The sequence below is a fragment of the Staphylococcus sp. GDY8P47P genome, from assembly GCF_016892225.1.
Classification (GTDB): Bacteria; Bacillota; Bacilli; order Staphylococcales; family Staphylococcaceae; genus Staphylococcus; species Staphylococcus borealis.
In genome coordinates this window covers 1,613-4,081 of sequence record NZ_JAFENV010000018.1, presented here as the reverse complement: position 1 = coordinate 4,081, position 2,469 = coordinate 1,613, and the positions used below count along the sequence as shown (strand labels likewise).

Below are 2,469 nucleotides of genomic sequence, written 5' to 3'. Positions count from 1 at the left end.
AATTCTGTCCCACTCCCCGCTCTCACATATATGAATACATGATTTATAAGCAATTAATACGTCATCGTTAACGGTATAGTCTTATCATTCACGTTAATTATTGATACTTATACTAAGAAATGATGAATTAAATTTGCTGCTAATTTAGATGTACGATCATCTACATCATAGTCAGGATTGGTCTCTGCAATACTAATGGAAGATACTTTTTCACTTAATATGATTCGTTTACTAATTTCAAATACTGAATGCGGATATAATCCCAACACACTTGGTGCACTAACGCCTGGCGCAAACGCACTATCAATCACATCCATACATATCGTAAACATAATCGTATCATGATCGTGAATAAATCGTTCTACTTTATCTTTAATGGTAGGTGATACTTGATGTAAGAGTTCATCCGCATACACATAGATAACATCGTTGTCTTTCGCATAATCATACAATGCGCGCGTATTGCCACCTTGAGCTAATCCTAGTACTAAATAATCAGCCTTATCATCATTATCTAGTATTTCTCGAAACATCGTGCCAGATGTAGGTGGTTCATCAGGTCGTGTATCGAAATGCGCATCAATATTTATAATGCCAATTGAAGCATCTGGATAGACATCTCTTGTCGCTAAATATTGGGCATAGGCAATATCATGTCCACCACCAATGAGAAAGGCTTGCTGATGTTGTTGAATAACTTTAGCGGATAACTGTGCCATCTCCTGTTGCGTCTCTCTTAGACAGTCATTCGTATGTGAGACATTGCCGTAGTCAACAAGCATATCACACTCACTTAAATCTGGAAGTTTCGCAAACTCACGTTTAATAGCGTCTGGTCCTTTTCTTGCTCCTACTCTACCCTTATTGTTCTCTACACCTTTATCAACCGCATATCCTAAGAAACCAACGCCTGTCTTCTCTCCTACATTTTCCATTTTTTCTAAATTAGCAAATTGTACTGTTTGAAAATGTCTAAACTGTTTGGGATCTGTGTCGCTATCTAAACGACCTGTCCAAAGTTGCGGATTACCTTGTGTATACATTTCATTGCCCCCTATTGATTTACTCTATACCATTATCTTACACCACAATGTAATGCATCGTTAATGTTACGTTATACTTTTGCTTACCCTTTTCAAATTAATTTAAGACATTAAAAATTGTTTTCAATCATATAAAANNAGACTATTACATTTTAATGATATTTAAAATGGACAATTTATTTATACCCTTGTAATATGTATAATATTAAAGAAAGAGTTTTTACGGTTACCCTAATGGAGGTTACATAAATGAAGACGAATCGTATATCAGGATTTCAATGGGCGTTAACAATATTCGTATTCTTCGTAGTTACGATGGCGCTATCATTAATCTTACGAGATTTTCAAGCAACAGTAGGTATCAAACGTTTTGTATTTGATCTTACTGACCTTGCACCGTTTATCGCAGCAGTTGTTTGTATTATTGCATTTAAAGATAAACGTGCTCAATTAGCTGGATTAAAATTTTCAGTTGATATCAGAGTTATTGAACGTATATTACTAGCACTGATTTTACCGCTAGTGATTTTCATGATTGGCATGTTTAGTTTTAATACTTTTGCTGATAGTTTTATTTTATTACAAGCAACTGATTTATCTGTATCAGTGACAACAATCATTGTCGGTCATCTTTTAATGGCATTTTTTGCGGAATTTGGATTCCGTTCATATTTACAAAATATTGTTGAAAATAAAGTGAATACATTTTTTGCTTCAATCATTGTTGGTTTAATTTATTCTATTTGGGCAGCAAATACAACTTACGGAATGGAATATGCAGGATATCACTTCTTATATACATTCATGTTCTCAATGATTATCGGTGAATTAATTCGTGCAACAAAAAGACGTACAATCTATATTGCAGTTGTATTCCATGCCGCAATGACATTTGCGCAAGTATTCTTATTTAGTGAAGAAACTGGTGACTTGTTCTCAATGAAAGTCATTGCTTTGAGTACAACATTAGTGGGTATTATCTTTATCATTTTAAGTTTAATCATTAGATTTATTGTATATAAAACAACAAATCGTTCACTAGATGAAGTCGAACCTAACAATTATTTAGATCATGTGAATGATGACGACATTACAGACTCAGATAGTGAAGATGTAACTGATGACACAAGTGCTGACAAAGAAGACAACAAGACCACTCATCCTAACAACGATGACAGTGTAAGTCACGCATCACAGTCTGAGACATCTTCAAGTATTTCAGATGTAGAACTTAAAGAGAATACGGCTTATAAAGAAGAAAGACGTTCATCTGTTGTTGATGATGCCAAAGATGAAATCGACCATGTAAATGACACAGCGAATCATAAAACGGATAAGTAAAGCTTATACACCTTGTGATTTCTTATAAAGACTCACAAGATATTTAAAAAGCCTAGGACATAATTAATATGATGGTGCTATTTTG

The 2,469-nt window shown here is 34.1% G+C and carries 2 protein-coding genes; one reads left to right on the top strand and one right to left on the bottom strand.

Annotated features, from left to right (window positions below):
• Window positions 1–107: 107 nt before the first annotated feature.
• Window positions 108–1,043, bottom strand: a complete 936-nt coding sequence (gene hutG, locus JVV30_RS08005; RefSeq protein WP_070854612.1) for a formimidoylglutamase — start codon at window positions 1,041–1,043, stop codon at window positions 108–110.
• A 249-nt stretch (window positions 1,044–1,292) separates the two neighbouring features.
• Between hutG and sdpC the strand changes: the two genes are divergently transcribed.
• Window positions 1,293–2,384 (top strand): peptidoglycan release complex CPBP-like subunit SdpC, encoded by a 1,092-nt coding sequence (gene sdpC / locus JVV30_RS08000; protein ID WP_204193956.1) that lies wholly within the window; start codon window positions 1,293–1,295, stop codon window positions 2,382–2,384.
• Window positions 2,385–2,469: the final 85 nt, after the last annotated feature.